The sequence below is a fragment of the Vibrio sp. T3Y01 genome (genome assembly GCF_013114525.1).
GTDB lineage: Bacteria > Pseudomonadota > Gammaproteobacteria > Enterobacterales > Vibrionaceae > Vibrio > Vibrio chagasii_B.
Genome location: NZ_VTXJ01000027.1, coordinates 1 through 19218, shown reverse-complemented (window position 1 = coordinate 19218; position 19218 = coordinate 1). Strand labels below are relative to the sequence as shown.

17 protein-coding genes and 2 tRNA genes are annotated in these 19218 nt (G+C 43.5%); 3 read left to right on the top strand and 16 right to left on the bottom strand.

Going from position 1 to position 19218, the window contains the following annotated elements; all coding sequences use genetic code 11:
• Window positions 1-195: 195 nt before the first annotated feature.
• A complete protein-coding gene (locus tag F0232_RS21855) occupies window positions 196-516 on the top strand; it encodes a hypothetical protein (protein WP_105058234.1) in 321 nt (106 codons plus the stop codon).
• Between the two features lie 150 nt (window positions 517-666).
• Here F0232_RS21855 and F0232_RS21850 read toward each other — a convergent pair whose 3' ends face one another.
• The 7 genes from F0232_RS21850 to F0232_RS21820 all read right to left on the bottom strand — a co-directional run bounded on the left by F0232_RS21850 (window position 667) and on the right by F0232_RS21820 (window position 7882).
• Window positions 667-1845: a lipopolysaccharide assembly protein LapB gene (locus tag F0232_RS21850; RefSeq protein ID WP_105058235.1), complete on the bottom strand. Its 1179-nt coding sequence runs from the start codon at window positions 1843-1845 to the stop codon at window positions 667-669.
• Window positions 1842-2462 (bottom strand): energy transducer TonB, encoded by a 621-nt coding sequence (locus F0232_RS21845; protein WP_105058236.1) that lies wholly within the window; start codon window positions 2460-2462, stop codon window positions 1842-1844. Before F0232_RS21845 ends, F0232_RS21850 begins: the two co-directional genes overlap by 4 nt.
• Window positions 2463-2481: 19 nt before the next feature.
• Window positions 2482-2886 (bottom strand): biopolymer transporter ExbD, encoded by a 405-nt coding sequence (locus F0232_RS21840; protein ID WP_004731145.1) that lies wholly within the window; start codon window positions 2884-2886, stop codon window positions 2482-2484.
• On the bottom strand, window positions 2883-3443 hold the full coding sequence (locus F0232_RS21835; protein ID WP_019822786.1) for a MotA/TolQ/ExbB proton channel family protein: 561 nt from the start codon (window positions 3441-3443) through the stop codon (window positions 2883-2885). The genes F0232_RS21840 and F0232_RS21835 overlap by 4 nt, the downstream gene beginning before the upstream one ends.
• A complete protein-coding gene (locus F0232_RS21830) occupies window positions 3443-4819 on the bottom strand; it encodes a MotA/TolQ/ExbB proton channel family protein (protein WP_105058237.1) in 1377 nt (458 codons plus the stop codon). Before F0232_RS21830 ends, F0232_RS21835 begins: the two co-directional genes overlap by 1 nt.
• Window positions 4819-5586, bottom strand: a complete 768-nt coding sequence (locus F0232_RS21825; protein ID WP_105058238.1) for a DUF3450 domain-containing protein — start codon at window positions 5584-5586, stop codon at window positions 4819-4821. Before F0232_RS21825 ends, F0232_RS21830 begins: the two co-directional genes overlap by 1 nt.
• 178 nt (window positions 5587-5764) lie before the next feature.
• On the bottom strand, window positions 5765-7882 hold the full coding sequence (locus tag F0232_RS21820; RefSeq protein WP_061030887.1) for a TonB-dependent siderophore receptor: 2118 nt from the start codon (window positions 7880-7882) through the stop codon (window positions 5765-5767).
• A 560-nt stretch (window positions 7883-8442) separates the two neighbouring features.
• On the opposite strand from F0232_RS21820, the gene F0232_RS21815 reads away from it, so the two are divergent.
• On the top strand, window positions 8443-9747 hold the full coding sequence (locus F0232_RS21815) for a dicarboxylate/amino acid:cation symporter (RefSeq protein WP_008219735.1): 1305 nt from the start codon (window positions 8443-8445) through the stop codon (window positions 9745-9747).
• A 130-nt stretch (window positions 9748-9877) separates the two neighbouring features.
• Here F0232_RS21815 and F0232_RS21810 read toward each other — a convergent pair whose 3' ends face one another.
• The 3 genes from F0232_RS21810 to F0232_RS21800 form a co-directional block, all read right to left on the bottom strand.
• Window positions 9878-11272, bottom strand: a complete 1395-nt coding sequence (locus F0232_RS21810) for a sensor histidine kinase (RefSeq protein WP_105058239.1) — start codon at window positions 11270-11272, stop codon at window positions 9878-9880.
• The gene (locus tag F0232_RS21805) at window positions 11269-11934 is read right to left on the bottom strand and encodes a response regulator transcription factor (protein WP_032498470.1); all 666 of its coding nucleotides are present in this window, start codon (window positions 11932-11934) and stop codon (window positions 11269-11271) included. Before F0232_RS21805 ends, F0232_RS21810 begins: the two co-directional genes overlap by 4 nt.
• 80 nt (window positions 11935-12014) lie before the next feature.
• Window positions 12015-12488 (bottom strand): NYN domain-containing protein, encoded by a 474-nt coding sequence (locus F0232_RS21800; protein ID WP_105058240.1) that lies wholly within the window; start codon window positions 12486-12488, stop codon window positions 12015-12017.
• A 249-nt stretch (window positions 12489-12737) separates the two neighbouring features.
• On the opposite strand from F0232_RS21800, the gene F0232_RS21795 reads away from it, so the two are divergent.
• Entirely contained in the window at window positions 12738-13277 is a 540-nt protein-coding gene (locus tag F0232_RS21795; RefSeq protein WP_061030884.1) for a DUF4174 domain-containing protein, read from the top strand.
• Window positions 13278-13307: 30 nt separating this feature from the next.
• On the opposite strand, the gene cobA is transcribed toward F0232_RS21795, so the two are convergent.
• The 6 genes from cobA to F0232_RS21765 form a co-directional block, all read right to left on the bottom strand.
• Window positions 13308-14078, bottom strand: a complete 771-nt coding sequence (gene cobA / locus F0232_RS21790; protein WP_061030883.1) for a uroporphyrinogen-III C-methyltransferase — start codon at window positions 14076-14078, stop codon at window positions 13308-13310.
• A 459-nt stretch (window positions 14079-14537) separates the two neighbouring features.
• Window positions 14538-15353, bottom strand: coding sequence for a formate/nitrite transporter family protein (locus tag F0232_RS21785; protein WP_017062558.1), 816 nt, complete (start codon window positions 15351-15353; stop codon window positions 14538-14540).
• A 123-nt stretch (window positions 15354-15476) separates the two neighbouring features.
• On the bottom strand, window positions 15477-15800 hold the full coding sequence (gene nirD / locus F0232_RS21780; RefSeq protein ID WP_048608192.1) for a nitrite reductase small subunit NirD: 324 nt from the start codon (window positions 15798-15800) through the stop codon (window positions 15477-15479).
• Between the two features lie 15 nt (window positions 15801-15815).
• Window positions 15816-18374 (bottom strand): nitrite reductase large subunit NirB, encoded by a 2559-nt coding sequence (gene nirB / locus F0232_RS21775; protein ID WP_061030882.1) that lies wholly within the window; start codon window positions 18372-18374, stop codon window positions 15816-15818.
• A 619-nt stretch (window positions 18375-18993) separates the two neighbouring features.
• Window positions 18994-19067, bottom strand: a tRNA-Cys gene (locus F0232_RS21770).
• A 66-nt stretch (window positions 19068-19133) separates the two neighbouring features.
• Window positions 19134-19214 (bottom strand) — tRNA-Leu (locus F0232_RS21765).
• Between the last annotated feature and the right edge of the window lie 4 nt (window positions 19215-19218).

Below are 19218 nucleotides of genomic sequence, written 5' to 3'. Positions count from 1 at the left end.
GTTAACTTGTACTAGAGGGATTTGATTCGTTCTATTTGCAGTTGTCGATTAACAGAGTCAAAGCTCAAAAAACCTCAATCTCAACACGCTTGATTGAGATGGGTTTAAGGTAACAGTGGTGGCTTTAAGGATAGAAAGCTGGGACTATTTGATCACTGGTTTGATGATAGCTAATTAAGCTTAAAAGGATTTGAAATGCGTATTATTGTTTTGGCTTTTGCTGCGCTGGCAACGGCGTGTACCAGCCAAATAGCCAGCACGGAAGAACATATTCAAGAATACATCGGTGCAGGCATAAGTGATGTTCAAGAGCAGTATCTAACCGAGCGCTCACGCCCTATCAGTTTTTGGGCATCTCGAAACTATGCTTGGATTGAGACTAAGAAGCCACTAGACAATGGCTATACGCTGCATGCCTTTAAAAATCCTTATCGCGACTGCACCATTAACTGGATTGCAGATACCAGCGGCATAATTCTAAGTGCAACGCTTAGTGGCACTATGTGCGAGCCTTAATCAATCCAATCGAACAATAACGCTAGATGAGCTCAAGCCCCAAGATGAGCTTAAGTCACTAGAATTAAAAAGGGTGTCATTTGAACGATCAAATGACACCCTTTTGCTTTTCTTGTTTCTTATGTGCTGTTTCTTGTCTTCTGTTTGCGGTTAGACGTTTCCGTTATCACTTACCGTTCTAAGCTGAGTCAGGTATTTAATCCAGCCTTTCGCCTCAGAAGATGGCTCAATGTTGTTCGCACGCTTAGCTTGAGCAAGGGCGTTATCAAGATTCTTTAGCTTGTACCATGAACGCACTTTCGCTAACGCAACGTCGGCTTGTTTGTTTTTGTCTTTCACTTTATCTAAAACAACCAGAGCTCGGTCGTAGTAACCTTGCTGAACCAATAGCTGAGCCACATTCCAATGATACTGAGTGTCTTTTTTAGACGCTAACGTCCACACTTCAATCGCATTGTCCCACTCTTTCGCTAGCTGCCAGTAAGTTGCTTGCTCTGCGAGAAGTTGAACGTCGCTGTTCGCACCATCTAGCTTTCTAATTTCTTGTGCTGCGCGCTCTGGAATGCCGCGTTTCGCGTAAAGCTGAGCCAGTAGTCTGCGGTCTGAGTTTTTCAGCTCAACACCTTGAAGATCTGCCAACGCTAAAGTGTTCAATGCATCGCGGTTACGTTCTAGTCTTAACTGAATACCCACAAGTTGACGCCACCAGTTATCTTTCTGTGGTTGAAGTTCAATGAGGCTTTCCAGTGTCGGAATAGACTGTTTCCACTGCTTTAACTGTAGCTGAGCACCCAATTTTAGCGATAAAGGTGATAGCTCTTGTTTTGAATTGAACTTGTCGCGATTACCAATGGCCACCAGTACTTTTGACCAGTTTTCAGTTTGATATTCAGCTTGTGCAATTCGCATCCAAAGTGTGTCTTTCTTTTCCTTTACTGGCGCAGTTTTTACTAACTCGTAATAGTGCGGAAGCGCTTTTTTGAACTGCTGATCGTTTAGTAATAGATCAGCAAGCATGCGTTTCGTTACCCAAGCCTGTTCATCCACCAGTAAATTAGTGTCTACGGCGTAAGTAAGCTGCTTAATTGCCGTGTCGGTTTTACCATCTTGCCAGTAAAACACACCAAGCATGCGAGCTACGTACGCTTTGTCGTAGCCTTTCGAAAGCTCCAATCCTGCAAGTACGTCAATCGCCTGTTTAACCTGTTCATCTTGAGCAAGCTTATGCGCCTTTTGAACACGAATAGCAGTATATTGGGTCAGCTCTTGCGCTTGTGTTGTAAGGGGCATTAACAACAAGCCCACTAATATCCATATCTGTTTCATCATTTTGCCAACTTGAATTCAAAGGTAAATGTTTGTCCAAATTGAGGGGTCGCTTTACCATCAACAACCTTAGGCTGATACTTGTATTTTTTCATAGCACGTATCGCTTCACGCTCGAACATACGACGCGGGTTTGCGTCAGTGACTTGAATATCCGTCGGTCGGCCTGTTTCATCGATAGTAAAACTCAATGTAACAAAGCCTTCAGCCCCGCGCTTTAGCGCTTTAGCTGGATAACGAGGTTCTACTCGATACAGAGGCATTGCCTGTTGGTTTGACCCAAAATCAGAAAATTTAGGAGCGTTAATCGCCAAGCCATCAATCGATGTATTCAAATCCAATGACGGCAGTGAAGACATCGAATTCAGAGGTGTAACTTCAGCTTGTGACTGAGACGTTTGCGCTTCCGGTGGCGGCTCTGGCATTTCTGGCTTTTCAGGGACGGCACGTTGTCTTCTTTGAACTTCTTGTTCTTGTTCAACCATCACCATGTTGAAACTCAACGTCTCGCTATCATCTGGTGAACGTTGATGGCCATTATCGACCATCCAAGCCATGAAAGAAAATAGAGCCAGGCCCAATGCACCCGCCAGCGGTAAAGCAAGAAATAGGCGAATCATTTATGAAGATCCTCCAAGATCATCGCTTTTCAGCAGCAAGCGCAATGTTTTTAACACCCGCACCTTTAGCCGCGTCCATCACTTTAACAACCGTACCGTTGTAAGCGTGTTCATCCGCTTGAATAACCAAAGAAGCATCAGGTTGTTCTAGCAACAAGTGTTCTAACGTTGCTTGGACACGTTCAACATCTACGACACGTTTGTCGATAAAGATGTCGTTAGCAGAAGTAATCGCAACAAAGATGCCCGCATCCTTTTGGCTTACTACGTTAGAAGCTTGTGGGCGATTGACTTCAACTCCTGATTCACGAACAAATGAACTGGTCACAATAAAGAAAATAAGCATGATAAATACAATATCAAGCATCGAAGTAAGGTCTATTTGAGCCTCTTCGTTTTTTGAATGACGTCGACCGAGTCTCATCGTTGACTCCTTAAAGATTTTTCTAATTTCAATTCTAAGCGGTTACACACTTTCGCTAAACGAGCGTGAACAAACATGCCCGCTAATGCAGCAACCATACCCGCCATGGTTGGCAGTGTTGCCAACGAGATACCTGAAGCCATCAATTTAGGGTCACTGCTTCCTTGAGTCGCCATCACATCAAAAACAGAGATCATACCGGTGACGGTACCTAACAAACCCAACATAGGACAAATAGCGACTAACAGCTTAATAAAATTCAAGTTCTGGTTAAGTAAAATACTTGCTTGCCCTAACCAACCTTCACGAATGGCTTTGGCATGCCAAGAAGAATGCTCTTCTCTTTCATGCCACTTAGTAATCCAAGCTTGGCGCTGCTTTGGAAAGTAGAACGCGAGATATAACACGCGCTCTACCACAAGCACCCAATACACTAGGACAACAGCCGCTAGCCACCACAAGACGAAACCGCCCTGCTCCATAAAGCTTGATAAAGACAGCAGCCAGTCACTCGTTAACCAACTCGCTGGTAATAGAGAACCCGACAAAATATCCATTACGCAGCAGTCCCAACTGGTGAAACCACAGCTTTTGATTCAACCGTTTTTTCCGCCTGCTCCGCAACAAGACCAATACCTTGTTTCTCAAGAATATTGCGAATATTTTCAGCCTGAGTGCTAAGAATGTTGTGTGCCAGTAAAAGAGGCATTGCAGCGACAAGACCAAGTACGGTTGTTACAAGCGCCATAGAAATACCACCCGCCATTACTTTCGGGTCGCCATTACCAAACTGTGTGATTACCTGGAACGTTTCGATCATACCCGTTACTGTACCTAGAAGACCTAACATTGGTGCTAGCGCTGCCAATAGCTTAAGCATTGATAGACCTTTCTCTAAGTGAGTCTGCTCATCAACAACCGCTTCTAAAAGACGTAGTTCTAAGGCTTCAACCGTTTGGCTTTGTTCTTTGTTGTACACGGCAAGAACACGGCCTAGTGGGTTATCGCCAGCTTGCTCAGGATTCTTAAGTTGCGCACGAATTTTCTGGCGAGCGATAGCTAGTGAAACGCCACGAACTAATGCGATGATTAAGCCAATTGCAAGCAAGCCAAGAATCACTTTACCAACTACACCACCCGCTTGAAGGCGATCAGATAGGCTAGGTGTTAGCGCCAACTGCTCCAACATGAATCCACGTGAAGGATCGACAACAACATTTGCTACTTCACCATTTGCCAGTGAAGAAAGTGATGTTAGCGTTGGACCATTTTCTGGCTGTTTAAGGTATGCGATTGCGTCTTCACGCTGAGTGTTCCAGCTAACGTAACCTTGATCTGTCACTAGGCCAATCGAGCCTAGGCGGTAAGCATCAACCTTGTTTGTATTGCCTTCACCATTAATGAATGCAATTTGAGATTTGCTCAGCTCAGAACTCGCTTGAATCTGCTCAACCATGCTCATCCACAAACCAGAGAGTTGTGGCATTGATGGCAGTGATTTCGCATCGATAATTTGTTCAACGGTCGCTGTATGATCAGCGCGATCAACGCTGTTTACTGTTGAGCTAAGCTCTGCGCCGAGTTCTTTTGCGTTTTGACGAACGACACCGAACAGCTCACCAAGGCTACCTGTTTCTAAGCGCAGTTTTTCTTCTAAGCGAGCCAACTTATTTTCGTTATCACTAAACGTTTTAGTAAGAACGTCTGTTGCGTTTTGAACAGATGTACGTTTCGCTTCAAGTTGCGCTTTGATTGCTTTCAGTTCTTGTTCAGTCTTTTTAAAGTCAGCTTCACGAACCACATTGTGAGAAGCTTGAGTACGATTTTCTGACTTCGCTTTGTTAACTAACTGAGCCGTTGAATCAGAAGCAGAAAAAGCAGAAAAAGAAATAGACGTGATGCAAAGCAATGCTGCTAATGGCTTTAAGTTCATTACTTAACCTCCGCAACAGCTAAAGAAACAGGTAAAGTAATCAAGCTTGGGGCAGCTTGTTGGCTAGCAATATCGTAAGCTTTATCGAGCTCAGACTTCATCGAAGAATCAACTTCTTGCCATTGAGCTTCTGTTTGATTCCAAGCCCAGTATTGGCTGCCATTTAGATTACGAGCAACCAAAGAGATACGACCTAGGTGCAGAACATCTGCCTCGATGGTTTTATCACTCGCCAATGCGACACGACCTTGGTAAACACCCAACTTAATGCCGTAGTCCATCTCGATTTGGTATGCCTCTAGGATACGACGGTATTTCTCAGCATCACTTACGTCTGCACGAGTCATCATTGATTGAAGCTTTTCAACTCTCTCTAGACGCTGCTCTTTCTTAATCGGTACATCTTTTTCTACCAGCTGTTGCAAGCCATCGATCATTTGATACATCAAAGGCACGACACCTTGGCGTGTGTATTTGATTTCTTCGATCTGCTCTTCAATGCTTTGAGCTTCTTTGTTTTGGCTCTCAACTAATGCAGCAAGGTGATCGTGATAGATTTCTAGGTTTTTAACTTCTTCTTGCAGACGCTCAATCTCAGCTTGCAGCATTAAAGTCGCTTGTGAGCTTTTATCAATAACCTTTTGGCTCGAAGCCGACGCGTTATTGGTCTTGTTTTGAATTGATTGAGCTTGATCCAAGCTATTGGCCATAGAAGACGTTGCAACCAAACTGATGGCAAGCGCTAGGCTAGATTTTAAAAGATTCATAATTGTAGTCATTTACTATAGAAGAAGTTTAAATGAATTTTATTGATAAGCAGTCTCATTATCATTAAAAGTCACTCGCATTACTAGGGATATTTTTACTAAATAGTAGAATCACGAAAGGGGAAAGCCGAAACTTCCCCCTTAGCATTTAAGCTACCAATAGTACCCTACTAACAAATTAGTATTTTACCTGTAAAGTCGCCATGTAGTTGCGGCCTTCGCCAACAACAACGTTGCTCGTGCTGCCACCTTCAAGGTAGTCAGTATCAAACAGGTTCTCTACATTGAAGCGTGCGACGAAATCTAGGTTCTCGTCATACTTCATTGTATGTGCGATACCCATATCTACACGAGTGTATGCGTCTTTTTTGAAGGTGTTTGAATCTTCAGTGTAACGCTCACCTACGTGGTAAACACCAAGGTTTACGTCAGTACCGTTATTGAACGAGTAAGTAGACCAAATGCTCGCAGTAAATTCTGGTACATCAGCAGGTGTTTTGCCTTCTAGAGCAGGGTCATTCTGGTACTCAGCATCTAGGAACATTGTAGATGCACTTACAGAGAATGCTTCCGTCACGTAACCAGTTGCAGCCAATTCAACACCAGTATGAACTTGTTCACCAACTTGAGTTGTACGTGTTTCTTTGCCGTTATTACTTGCTGGGTCTAGGTCTTCTGTCACTTGCATGTTCGATTGAGTGATCTGGAACAATGCTCCTGATACAAACAAACGCTCATCAAACAGTTCCCACTTAGAACCTAGCTCGTAAAGTGTGCCTTTCTTAGCATCTTGAGACTGACCAAAGTTCACGTCATCTTGATCTGTGATTTCACCAACAGGCTCGAAACTTTCAGAGTAAACTGCGTAAATTGAACCATTTGAAGCCGGAGAGTAAATTACACCAAACTTTGGAAGAATGTTGTTGTAGCTCTCTTCTTGATTAGAACTGCTCGTCGTTTTGTCGTATGCGAAACGAACACCACCAAGAACTTGCCACTGGTCGTTAAGTGTTACTAAGTCTTGAACATATAGACCGTAGTGTTGGCTTTCAGAGTGAGATACTTCATTGTCGTTCTTGTAGCTAACGTTAGAAGGCATATCAAAACCATTGCCACATGCAGCTTCTGCTTCGGCTTCAGTTGCATTAACACAAGTGTAACCAGAGTCGTATAAACGTTCGTAGTCGTAATGAAGGCCATTAACACCAACAAGTAGTCGGTGGTTTACACCTAGTGCATCGAAATCACCAGTAAAATCTACGTAAGCCGTGTCAAACGTCCACTCGTCGTGACGATCTGATACTTTGTAGCCGTAACCGCCGTTTTTATCGCTGTATACAGTATTGTTCGATTCTGTACGCTGACGCTCGTAGAACTGACGGCTAATACCTGTTTTAACAGACCAAGTTTCGTTTAAATTAGCAGTTATCGAAGCGCCGTAGTTAGCAACGTCGTTATCTGTTTGAGCGAAACGTTGATCATTAACCGTGTTAGGGTCGATAGCCTTGCCTGTAGAAGTGTCGATTTTAGAACCATTGTCTAAATCGCCCTCTTCGATTGTGCGGTCGTAATGAACTGACAACATGATGTCTTCGTTAATATCGTAATCAACAAATAGACCACCAACAAAACGGTCGGTTTCTACATCTGTGCCATCAAAACGTGTGCGGTAAGAGTCTTGGTTTTCTTGCGAAACAATAAGACGAGCACGTAAGGTTTGGTCATCGTTTAGTGAACCACTTACATCAGCGGTAGTACGCGTGTAGCTATCAGAACCGATATCTTGGCTTACGTTTACTTGAGTCTCGTATGCAGGCTTCTTAGAAACCATGTTAACAAGGCCACCTGGCGCTGATTTACCGTAAAGTAGACCTGCAGGGCCTTTAAGTACTTCAACACGCTCTAATAGCTCAACTGGTTGACGGTAATGTGACCAATGTTGAACACCGTCACGTAAGTAGCCAGAGCTACTGTCTAAATCAAAACCACGAAGAGTGAAACGCTCACGGTTCGTTGATTTTGAACCGGCACCTACAGAAGCGTCGTTCTTAAGAACTTCACCTAGTGTGCTAGCACGCTGTTCATCGATGATTTGCTCATCGATTACTGAAACTTGTCCCGGAGTCTCTAATTGAGTCGCCTCCATGCGCATTGCTGTTGTGTTCGTGTCGGCTTTGTAACCGTAGTCACGACCTTCAACAACCATGTGCTCGTCTGTTTTTACTGTTTCTGCCAATACTGCTGGTGAAGCTAATACTGCGCCGATCACTAAAGCCAATGGGCTCTTTGAAAACATGTCCTTTACTCCGCTTTTATTCTTTTTATACGAGCACTATGGTTAATTATTTGATGTGCTCGCTGAACCGTTGCCGGTACCACTGAATCTTTTCGCGAGAGAATATAAGTGATAACTATTACCATTTGCATTAAATTTACATTCTTTGCATTCGTAAAGTTTTGTAAAGGCCTTGGTAAGCGTTATTCATTCGATGTAACAGAACCTGCTTTAATACAGATACTTAGAAGTGATTCTTGTCTTGTCCTTATCTCGACAATCAAAAATTTTGAAACAGCGTTATTTACTCACTCAATCTAACAAGCCAAAAACGATAAAAAATTTATCTTCTCTTATTTATTAGCTTTGATTCCGCATTTTTATGTATAAAACCCTCGACAAATGTTAACCAACAGTGAATTATTTTATTTGAATTTGTTTAATTTACACAATTATCAGTGATTTTGATCACATCTATAATTCCAAACTCATTTTTTGTTTTTCGATTTGATCAACCGACTGCTAATCTCCTGCTCACTTTGAAAAGGTATCAAAGTTATAAATAATAAGGAGTGTTCTAAATGAATACCAAAAAACCTATGTCTCTGACTGGCCGTGTAATTCTTGGTATGGTCGTAGGTATATTAACGGGATTTGCCATTCAATCCCTTTTTGCAGAAAGTGGATTTGTTAACAACTACATCGTTAACGGACTCTTTGAAGTAGGCGGACAAATTTTTGTCGCCAGTTTAAAAATGCTTGTTGTCCCTCTAGTCTTCGTTTCGCTAGTGTGTGGTACAAGTTCCCTTAAAGACTTATCAACTCTTGGCCGTATGGGTGGCAAAACGCTTGCACTTTATATCGGTACTACAGCCGTTGCTATCACTCTAGCATTGACGATCGGTAACCTGTTCCAACCTGGTGCTGGTGCGGATCTGACTGCTGCGAGCTCTTTTAAATCAGCGGATGCCCCTTCTCTTGGCCAAGTAATCATCGACATGTTCCCAACCAACCCTATTCAGGCGATGGCTGAGGGCAAAACACTACAAGTAATCGTGTTTGCTGTGTTGTTCGGTATCGCGATTAGTGCTGCTGGTAAACCAGGTGAGCGCATTGCCGCTGTATTTGCAGACCTAAACGAAGTTATCATGAAGCTTGTTGCTTTGCTGATGAACCTTGCTCCTTACGGCGTGTTCTTCTTGATGGCGAAACTGTTCTCTGGCTTAGGCTTAGGTGCAATTTGGAACCTAGCAGAATACTTCTTAGTGCTTGCAGGTACTCTTCTACTACACGGTTTGGTGACTTACAGCGCGATGCTTAAAGGCTTCACTGGCCTTAGCCCTATTACGTTCCTACGCAAGATGGAAGATGCAATTATGTTTGCATTCTCAACAGCATCTTCGAATGCAACGATTCCTGTAACAATGGAAACTGCGAAGAACCGTATGGGTGTAGACAACAAAGTCGCTTCATTCACTGTACCACTAGGTGCGACAGTGAACATGGACGGTACTGCAATCATGCAAGGTGTTGCGACTGCGTTTATCGCACAAGCCTACAACATCGACCTTACTATGGGTGATTACCTGATGGTTATCCTAACAGCGACGCTGGCGTCTGTAGGTACTGCAGGTGTTCCTGGTGTTGGTCTAGTGATGCTAGCGATGGTATTGAACCAAGTCGGTCTACCGCTTGAAGGTATCGCTCTAATCATGGGTGTTGACCGTCTTCTAGACATGATCCGTACCGCTGTAAACATCACAGGTGATAGTGCCGTATCTATCATCGTTGCTAAGTCTGAAGGCGCTCTTGATGAGTCTCGCTTCAACGACCCTGCAGCAGGTGAGAAAGAAGAAGAAGTTAAGCTATCACGCCAAGAAGCGTAATCTAACAGCCTTGCTTCAAGCTAAAGCGTAATTAATGGCTACGCTTTAGCTACAAACACAAAAAACGCCACAGCATTTGCTGTGGCGTTTTTTATGGATTTAAAGAAGTACCATAACCAGAGCGGTAAGATTAATTAGCGGACTCACTAATTGGGAACATAATATTCACTCTGAGTCCCCCACTTTCTCTATTCTCCGCAGTCACATGACCATTCATCACAACCATTGCCTCTTTCACGATGGCAAGGCCCAGACCGTAACCACCAGACCGTTTGTCTCTTGCTGATTCAATACGAGTAAACGGGTCAAAGATACCTGCAATTTTGTTATCAGGGATGCCTTCTCCATCATCTTCTACAGAAATGACACTGTAACGTTGATCAATAGTCATTTCATACGTCGTTACCGAAATATGAGCATGCTCACCTGCATACTTAATTGCATTGCCAACCAAATTCCCTATCACTCTCAAAAGCAACCGTTCATCTATATTGACCATAGACGTTGGTGTTTCTAAATCTCCAACTAAGGTTTGGTTAGGTTTCAAATCGTTTTGCATTTGCGCAATAAGCATTGAGCAATATTGTTCTAACTGCATCAAGCTAAGCTTGGAATCGTAACGAGAGGTTTCTAAGCGGCTAAACTCGAGGATCTCGCCCACTAGCTTATTCATCTCTTCGGTTTCACTTTCCATACGATCGAGCAGCCCAGCACTCTTGTCATCTACCTTGTTACGCAACAAATGCAGAGCGAGGTTTTGCCTTGCTAAAGGTGTTCTGAGCTCGTGAGAGACATCTCGTATCAAGCGGCGCTGCTTTTCGGCTAAAGATTTAATCTCAAATGTCATGTGATCAAAATCATGGGCAAGTTCGTTAAATTCACGTGTCGTTGAATCTAACTCAGAGACAACACTCACCGTGAAGTCGCCTTCTGCTAATCTTCTGCTGGCCTCTCTTAAACGGTCGAGGGGTTGTTGCAGACTTTTAGCCATAATGATTGAGAACAGCGACAATACGACTAAAGCGATCACGGCTTTCAACATGTAAGAATACGGTGCAAAGGATTTTGCAGGGTGAAACTGGTGAGGAAGTTGAATAACCAACGTACTGCCGTTATCCAATGGCAAACCAAAAATAGGCTTACTCACACGGTCACTCAGTTGGTGATCTAAGGTACGCAGAAACTTCAATTTAAATTCGAAGTGTGGATGCATGTGTCGGTGTGTAATTGGGCGGTTATTCTCGTCAATAACAAACAAATAATACCGTTGGGCGTTACCCCAGTCAGCGAGTTCATCCATATCACCCTCTTCGATCAACACGTTGGCTTGATAAGCGAGGTCGAGCATCTCTTCTTTGACGGATTCTGGCACCTTAAGGAGCGCCTTCATCAACGCTCTTTCCGCCACACCTTGTAAGATCAAAATACTCACAAGAATCACTGTCAGATAGCTGAACAGCTGAAAGGTTAACCCGTCTTTACGCTTAGCGATGAAATCCGGGCAACGTATTAGTGTGGAACTCATGCTCCAACCGACTCTAGGTAACTGTAGCCTTTACCACGAACGGTTTTAATGTGCTGTTTCGACAGACCCGCCTGCACCAATTTTCGGCGGATATTGCTGATGTGCATATCTAGATTGCGATCAAAGGGACACAACTCTTTCTTTAACACATGTATTTGCAGATCTGACTTGGAAACAACAATGCCGTCGTTCTTGATCAGATAATCAAGCAGATCTTTTTCTGTGCCCGTGAGGGGTAAACGGGAGATCTGTTCACACAAACCGTGGTTAGATGAAGCTAGAGACTGCCTCTGACGCTCAAATCCAACTCGACGTAAGATAACCTTAATACGAGTCAGTAGCTCAGGAACATTGAAAGGTTTGGCGATGTATTGATCGGCACCCGCTTGATAACCATCGAGCATCGATGCATCGTCATTGAGTGCCGTTAACATCAAGATAGGTGTAGCAAAACGCTGGCAGATGCGTCTTGCAACTTGAATTCCGCTAAGGTTTGGCAGCATCACATCAAGTAACACTAAATCAACAGGGTTGGATTGGATAAACTCTAGCGCAGCCTCGCCACAATGAACGGTATCAACGTGATACCCCTCATTTTCTAAAACTTCACCCAATAATTCACACAACTGAATATCATCATCAACAACTAAAACGCGCGACATCATACAAACCAATAAATAATAATAGTTTGCATTCTAATTATCGTTATTATTGATTTCAATTATAAAGTGCGCGTTTCCCGTTATAGAAGGAAATCTTTTTCAATCGGTACAAATTTTGAGGCAGAATCGATAAGGTTTTGAGCAGTAAGCCCAGGTACACCATACACTTCCACTTTTTTGCCAAAGCGCTGTTTTATTCTTTCCACAAGAATCTCAAAGTCCCCGTCTCCAGAAACTAGAACGATCGTATCAACGTTCTCTGCTAGTTCAATGGCATCTAGGGCAAGACCCACATCCCAGTCTCCTTTTGCACTGCCATCACGACGCTGAATAAATGGCTTCAATTTCACATCAAAACCCACACCGCGAAGAATATGGTGGAACTGACGCTGCTTGGGATCTTGACTAGAAATGGCGTACGCATGAGCTGCAACAACATGACGACCTTCCGTAGCAACATACCAAAACTGGTTATAGTCAAAGTTAGAACGGTATTTGTCTCGCGTCGTGTAGTAAACGTTTTGAACGTCGACCAGAATTGCTATGTTTTCCATAAATTCATACCTTTAGATTTTCGGTATACCCTATTCTATTCAACCCTAAAATGCGAGTCGCTTTATCCAATAAAAATGAACCTGTTGGTTACAGTTAACGTAAATCTAAGCATGTTTAATGTAATCCTAACTATGCTTAATAGGTGTCTACCAGATTGGACGCTCGTCTTTGTCCTTGATGACCATCTCACAAGGGCTAGCAATTAGAGATACAAGTAAAGCTAACAAGCTACTGAAGGGAGGTTGGCTATGCTACAACGACAACAACATAAATCGCACGGAAGCATCGGCAACATAGCAAAAGTCGCTCTCAACCCCTCAAGTAGTTTGTTAACTATGCTCAAGCTAGTGACTGTTAGTACTGTATTGATTTTTAGCCTCACCATTCATTCGGTACTTGCCTATCCTGCGTATTCTCACTCAAAGCCACTACCACATCGCAGCGTCATTTATTTTGCGCCTGAAGAAGATACTGTCGTCAAAGAGTTTCTCAACGAAGTCTTGATAAACAACTGCCAATTGGATGAACGTGATGTGGTTATTATGGTGATAGCAGAGAGTGGCTACACCGTACCCACTTGGTTAGAAGAAGAGTTTAACTTGGAGGCAGTAACCAGCGTTTATGAGATCCCTAAAGGGTCACACACCGCGGTATTAATTGGTAAAGACGGAAAAGAGAAGCACAGATGGAATGGTAAGACGGACTGGCAGAAAATCACCAACATCATCGATGAAATGCCAATGCGCCAACAAGAAATGCAGCGACAAAGTAGCCGCTGCAGTATTTAACTCTATACAAATCGATAAAGCGTGACTTGATTACTTGTTAAACCAATCGAGTTTTTCATGAAGTTGAGCCACGCTGCCAACAACGATCAAAGCCGGGCTTTTAGCGACAGCCGCAAGGTTAGCTAAGTCACTCAATCCACCACGATACACCTTCTGTTCTTGGCGCGTACCGTTTTCGATAATCGCTACAGGCATGTCTGCTCGCATACCATTATCAAGCAAGTTTTTCTGAATATTCGGACTCTCTTTTAAACCCATGTAGAACACGATCGTGTGATTATGTTGAGCAAGAGATTGCCAGTCGATATCTTCGCCACCTTTCTTTAAGTGGCCGGTAATAAACTGGACGCTTTGCGCGTGGTCACGGTGAGTCAACGGGATACCCGCATAAGCCGTAGCACCAGCCGCTGCAGTGATACCCGGAATGACTTCAAATTTCACATCATTCTCAGCCAGAGTTTCACACTCTTCCCCGCCACGTCCAAAGATAAACGAGTCACCACCTTTCAGGCGTACTACATGCTTATTCTCTTGGGCTTTAGTGACCAATAATTGGTTGATCTGATCTTGAGGTACACAGTGATGATCAACCTTTTTACCCACATACAGCATTTCTGCGTCTGGGTTAGCCATCGCCAAGATATCTTTTGATACCAAGCGGTCATATACCAAGACGTCTGCTTGTTGAATCACTCGTGCCGCTTTTAGCGTAAGTAAGTCTGGGTCGCCTGGACCTGCACCTACCAATGAAACAAATCCTTTGTTTACTTCTTTAACATTCGATGACGATACTTCTGACATGCTGTGCTCCGAAGGTTTGCTTGTTTTATCTCAAGCTTCAATCTATGTGATAAGTCACTGTATTCATGATGACTTATCCAAATCCTTAACCCTTAGACTATCAGGTGTTGATATAAATATTCAGTTTAAATACTAACGAAGATAGAAGTAATTATAACAAAACGATCTATTGCAGGTATTAGATACCAATCGTAGTAAATAACTGTTCATCCTAGCTGGTTAAAACGCTCGATAACTTCGTTAGAATTTTTGATTGTAGGATAACTACTTATCGAAAAATTCTGTCTCGTTCTCAAGCCTTTTTCCTGCGCTATTTCTGATCACTTACTTGCTGTGATTGGTATTACTCAATAAGAATCAACACCTTGGTGATGCTTAAGGCATTTGAACTAAAAAAGCCCCAAACATTTCGTTGGGGCTTTCAATCTCATACTAAATTACGTTTCACCGTATTCAGAATTACTTAGCGCCTAGAGAAGGAGCTGTTTTAGCGTGAGTAAGGTATAGAGGAACACATGTCATTAGTAGACCACCAACGATGTTACCTAGGATTGTTGGGATAAGGTTGAAGTTCAACCATGTTGCGATACCGAAGTCAGCGCCAAGAATCATACCCAGTGGGAATAGGAACATGTTTACTACTGTGTGCTCAAATACTAGTGCGAAGAAGATGAAGATTGGGAACCACATCATTGCTACACGGCCAGACACAGTACGCGCTGTCATGTTACCAATCACACCTAAACATACCATTAGGTTACAGAAGATACCGCGTACGAAACACGTAATCCACCCGTCCATACCCATATTTTCAAAACCTAAGCTACGGCCTGTAGAAACAGCAATGAACTTTTGAGCAACAGCGTTTGGCTCTAGAGAGAAGTTACCTGTTAATGAAACAGCCACTAGGAAAGCAACAATCAAAGAACCAATAAGGTTACCAAGACCAACAATGCCCCAACAGCGTAGGATACGGCCCCAAGTGATGCCTGGGCGGTTGTCGAATTTAGCTAAAGGAGCAAGACCGAAAACGCCAGTTACTAGGTCGTAACCCATAACACTTAGAATAACGAAACCAACCGGGAACACTAGTGCGCCAACAAGGCCAATGCCTGTTTGTACCATTGCTGTAATCGCAACAACAACCGCTAAAGAAAGGATGATACCAGCCATAGTGCTTCGAATCAGAAGATCGCGAGTACTTGTTTTAGTTTTCGCTTCACCCACATCGATCATCGTTTGAACGAATTCAGCTGGTTTGTAATCAGGAGACATAATGTTGTCCTTAAAAAAGTAAAATTAAAAGTTAAAATTGGATAGGAAAAGGCTCTAGTTGCCGAGTTAAGGCAATATCGAGAACTAGAACCCTTGAACTATCAAATCTTACTCATCCAAAGATTAAGCAGAGATTTCTACAGCACCTTTGGTAACACGAGCTTTGTACGCTTTCACGTTGAAGTTCTCGTCTTCCATGCACACACCTGTTGCTAGGTTAAAGCGTTGCTTTTTAAGTGGGCTTGCCACCCAAAGCTCTTCTTTGTGCTCAACAATCAAGCCACGTGATAACACGTTAGATTGAAAGTAAGGGTCTGTATTACTAATCGCGAATACTTCTTCAGCCTTAGTCGGGCGGAAGACAGCCACTTGCTCACCAGCAACCAATGCACAAACACCTGTACCTGGGATAATGTCTTCGATCTTACAAACTTTGGTAAATGCCATGATGTCGTCTCCCAATTAAACCAGTTCAACATGAAGGATATCGCCCTTCGCTTCAGGGTGTTTCTCTGTGAATGTCGCAGGACGGTGTTGTTCACGGCCGTCATCAACAAACACAACGTTTTCATCACGGTCATCAGCGTTGATGAAGTGAGCGAAGCGCTTAAGTTGAGCTTCATCGTTGATAGTGTCTGTCCACTCACAAGCAAAGTTGTCAACAAGGCCAGCGATGTCAGCTTCAAGTTGGTCGTTAATACCAAGCTTATTGTCGATGATGACTTCACGTAGGTAATCCACACCACCTTCTAGGTTATCCATCCATACCGAAGTACGTTGTAGCGGAGCAGCCGTGCGGATGTAGAACATCATGAAACGGTCGATGTATTTGATCAGCGTTTCTTGGTCTAGGTCGCTTGCTAGCAGGTCTGCGTGACGAGGCTTCATACCACCATTACCACAAACATACATGTTCCAACCTGCATCAGTCGCGATAATACCTAAGTCTTTACCTTGAGCTTCAGCACACTCACGAGTACAACCAGACACACCAAACTTCATCTTATGAGGCGTACGGATGCCTTTGTAACGGTTCTCGATCATCACGCCAAGACCAACTGAATCTTGAACGCCGTAACGACACCAAGTAGAACCAACACATGTCTTAGCCATACGAAGTGCTTTTGCGTAAGCTTGACCCGTTTCGTAACCTGCAGCGATTAACTTTTTCCAGATTGCTGGTAAGTCATCTTTTTGAGCACCGAACAGGCCGATACGTTGTGCACCAGTGATCTTAGTGTAAAGGTTATATTCAGCCGCAACATCAGCCAGAACGCTTAGCGCTTGAGGCGTTACTTCACCACCCGCCATACGAGGGATAACAGAGTAAGTACCGTCTTTTTGCATGTTACCTAAGAAGTTATCGTTGGTATCGTGCAACTTCACTAGCTCAGGCTTAAGGATGTGTTCACCCCAGCAAGAAGCAAGGATAGAACCTGCTAGAGGCTTACATACTTCACAACCGTAGCCTTTACCGTATTTCTCTAGTAGCTCATCGAACGTTTTGATTTCTTCGATGCGAATTAGGTGGAAAAGCTCTTGGCGAGAGTAAGCAAAGTGCTCACACACATCGTTCTTAACTTCTACGCCTGCTTTAGCAAGTTCAGCATTAAGTACTGAAGTCACTAGTGGAATACAACCACCACAGCCAGTACCCGCACCCGTTACTGCTTTGATATCTCCGATTGTGTGGTGACCTTCAGCAACCGCTTGAGCGATCTTGCCTTTCGTTACATCGAAACAAGAACAGATAACTGCAGATTCAGGAAGAGAGTCTGCGCCAAGTGTTGGTTTTTCAGCACCAGCGTGTGCAGGAAGAATCAACGCATCTGGGTGTTCTGGCAGGTCAATTTCATTCAGCATAAGCTGTAGAAGATCACCGTAGTCAGACGTGTCACCAACCATTACTGCACCAAGCAGCTTCTTGTTGTCTTCAGAAACGATTAGGCGCTTGTAAACTTCTTGCTCTTCGTTTTGGTAAACGTAGCTCTTACAGCCAGGAGTACGACCGTTCGCATCACCGATAGAGCCTACTTTCACGCCTAGAAGCTTAAGCTTCGCAGACATGTCAGCACCTTCAAATGTGCTTTCGTTGCCAACAATGTGGTCAACTGCGACTGTCGCCATTTTGTAACCAGGAGCCACTAGGCCGTAGAACGTTTGGTTCCAAGAGGCACACTCACCGATTGCGTAGATGTCTTTGTCTGTCGTTTGACAGTGGTCGTTAATCTCAATACCGCCACGAGGCGCAATACCCAGCCCCATTTGACGAGCAAGTTTGTCTTGAGGGCGAATACCGGCAGAGAATACGATGAAATCAGTTTCTAGCTCAGTACCGTCTGCAAAGCGCATTACGTTACGAGCTTCAGTGCCTTCAGGAGCGATCTCAAGCGTGTTCTTACTTGTATGTACGTTAACGCCCATGCGTTCGATTTTTTGACGAAGTTGGTTACCACCCGCTTGATCAAGCTGCTCAGCCATTAGCTTTGGAGCAAACTCAACAACGTGCGTGGTTACGCCAAGTGCTTTTAGTGCGCCTGCCGCTTCAAGACCAAGCAGACCGCCACCAACAACCACACCAGACTTTGAGTTCTTAGCCGTTGCTTCGATTGCTTTCAAATCTTCGATTGTGCGGTAAACAAAGCAGTCTTTACCTTCGTTACCTTTGATTGGTGGAACGAATGGGAATGAACCGGTAGCAAGGATAAGTTTGTCGTATTGAATTTCACGACCAGTGCTTGAGTAAACTGTTTTCTTTTCACGGTTAACGTTAATAGCACGTTCGCCGATTAGCATGTTGATGCCGTGTTTCTCGTAGAAGCCTTCTTTAACTAAAGAAAGTTCGTCCGCAGTATGGTGTGAAAAATAAGAAGAAAGGTGTACACGGTCATAGGCTACGCGAGGCTCTTCACAGAACACCGTAATGTCCATGTTAGCAACATCTGTCTTCTCGACTAAATCTTCGATATAGCGATGACCGACCATCCCGTTACCGATTACGACTAGCTTCATCTTGCTCATAAGAATTCCTGAAGGTTATATATTTCTTAACTGAGCGAATAATGAATTATGAAAGAAAATGAAAATATGATGTAAATCAATTACGAAATCGAACTACCCAAAAGGGGTAGAACAAAAGAGGTAGAAGTGGCTAATTTTACGCCATAGCAAACGAATAACCATAGGTTTGATAAGGTTTAGAGGCGTTTTATAGGCAATTTCACACACAAGCATGCTTGTTGTAATATTTCACAATAGACTAGCAACAACGTAAGTAAATGACAATCATTTTCATTTGTAGTCATTAGAAGTGTAATAACTCATGAAAGCGTTACAGGATCATGAGTAACTATGTATAAATATGAAGAACTTAATGACGCAAAAGACAGTCGCCCTTTTCCATTCCCCACTAATTCCATTCACAAACTGCACAACGAGTTAACAGATGCTGCTGGTTGTTTAGCAAATGATAGATTTACACAAGGAAAAAAACTGCAAAGAAAGTGATCAGATAAGGGCTATGCCCCTTGAGGTGCTACTGATTAGAGAGCATACGTGGGAGTTTGGAGGTAGCATGGGGATTTAGAATTTCAGATAGCAAAAAGGCCAGCACTTCTGCTGGCCTTTCAACTTTGAATAGTGGAGGCGCCTCCCGGAGTCGAACCGAGGTCCACGGATTTGCAATCCGCTGCATAGCCACTCTGCCAAGGCGCCTTAAATAGTGTTTTAAGAGAACAACTCTTTTGAACATTACCAAGTAAAAGGTAACAATCAAATAGATGGTGCCCCGGGCCGGACTTGAACCGGCACAACGCGAACGTCGAGGGATTTTAAATCCCTTGTGTCTACCAATTCCACCACCAGG

Excerpts from the sequence above, each read along its gene's own strand:
- F0232_RS21855 (WP_105058234.1), top strand. The coding sequence starts at position 196 with ATGCGTATTATTGTTTTGGCTTTTGCTGCGCTGGCAACGGCGTGTACC.
- F0232_RS21850 (WP_105058235.1), bottom strand. The coding sequence starts at position 1,845 with ATGATGAAACAGATATGGATATTAGTGGGCTTGTTGTTAATGCCCCTT.
- F0232_RS21845 (WP_105058236.1), bottom strand. The coding sequence starts at position 2,462 with ATGATTCGCCTATTTCTTGCTTTACCGCTGGCGGGTGCATTGGGCCTG.
- F0232_RS21840 (WP_004731145.1), bottom strand. The coding sequence starts at position 2,886 with ATGAGACTCGGTCGACGTCATTCAAAAAACGAAGAGGCTCAAATAGAC.
- F0232_RS21835 (WP_019822786.1), bottom strand. The coding sequence starts at position 3,443 with ATGGATATTTTGTCGGGTTCTCTATTACCAGCGAGTTGGTTAACGAGT.
- F0232_RS21830 (WP_105058237.1), bottom strand. The coding sequence starts at position 4,819 with ATGAACTTAAAGCCATTAGCAGCATTGCTTTGCATCACGTCTATTTCT.
- F0232_RS21825 (WP_105058238.1), bottom strand. The coding sequence starts at position 5,586 with ATGAATCTTTTAAAATCTAGCCTAGCGCTTGCCATCAGTTTGGTTGCA.
- F0232_RS21820 (WP_061030887.1), bottom strand. The coding sequence starts at position 7,882 with ATGTTTTCAAAGAGCCCATTGGCTTTAGTGATCGGCGCAGTATTAGCT.
- F0232_RS21815 (WP_008219735.1), top strand. The coding sequence starts at position 8,443 with ATGAATACCAAAAAACCTATGTCTCTGACTGGCCGTGTAATTCTTGGT.
- F0232_RS21810 (WP_105058239.1), bottom strand. The coding sequence starts at position 11,272 with ATGAGTTCCACACTAATACGTTGCCCGGATTTCATCGCTAAGCGTAAA.
- F0232_RS21805 (WP_032498470.1), bottom strand. The coding sequence starts at position 11,934 with ATGTCGCGCGTTTTAGTTGTTGATGATGATATTCAGTTGTGTGAATTA.
- F0232_RS21800 (WP_105058240.1), bottom strand. The coding sequence starts at position 12,488 with ATGGAAAACATAGCAATTCTGGTCGACGTTCAAAACGTTTACTACACG.
- F0232_RS21795 (WP_061030884.1), top strand. The coding sequence starts at position 12,738 with ATGCTACAACGACAACAACATAAATCGCACGGAAGCATCGGCAACATA.
- cobA (WP_061030883.1), bottom strand. The coding sequence starts at position 14,078 with ATGTCAGAAGTATCGTCATCGAATGTTAAAGAAGTAAACAAAGGATTT.
- F0232_RS21785 (WP_017062558.1), bottom strand. The coding sequence starts at position 15,353 with ATGTCTCCTGATTACAAACCAGCTGAATTCGTTCAAACGATGATCGAT.
- nirD (WP_048608192.1), bottom strand. The coding sequence starts at position 15,800 with ATGGCATTTACCAAAGTTTGTAAGATCGAAGACATTATCCCAGGTACA.
- nirB (WP_061030882.1), bottom strand. The coding sequence starts at position 18,374 with ATGAGCAAGATGAAGCTAGTCGTAATCGGTAACGGGATGGTCGGTCAT.